Consider the following 389-nt stretch of genomic DNA (forward strand, 5'->3'; position numbering starts at 1 on the left):
GAATGCGATAGGCCGCGTCCTCGTCCGTGACATCGGCCGCAATGGTGGCGACCCCAAGCCGCGCACCAACCGCTTCCAGCGCCTCGGCGCCCCGCGCGACAACAGTCACCTCGGCGCCTTGCCCGACCAGCGCTTCGACCAGGCCGAGGCCAAGCCCCCGGCTGCCGCCGGTGACCACGATTTTCCTGTCCTTGAGGCTCATTGGACCCTGCTCCAGTGTTTCACTGTAGCTAAGACGTTTGAGGGGCGGGAAAAGAGTCCGCGGTGCGCGAGATTTGGTGATGGCGTCTGGATATGACGCCGCCAATATGCGCCGAGAGCGGACTGTCTGATCTTGGCGCGGTGGGCGAATATCAGCCACTGTCAATCGCGAGATAGCCGTCGACGAT

The 389-nt window shown here is 63.8% G+C and carries 1 protein-coding gene; it reads right to left on the reverse strand.

Annotation, left to right across the window (positions count from 1 at the left end):
* The coding region (locus EN786_RS36270) for an SDR family NAD(P)-dependent oxidoreductase (RefSeq protein ID WP_135910067.1) at window positions 1–202 on the reverse strand (202 nt) is incomplete at its 3' end.
* Window positions 203–389: the final 187 nt, after the last annotated feature.

Source organism: Mesorhizobium sp. M4B.F.Ca.ET.143.01.1.1 (assembly GCF_004792275.1).
Lineage (GTDB): Bacteria > Pseudomonadota > Alphaproteobacteria > Rhizobiales > Rhizobiaceae > Mesorhizobium > Mesorhizobium abyssinicae.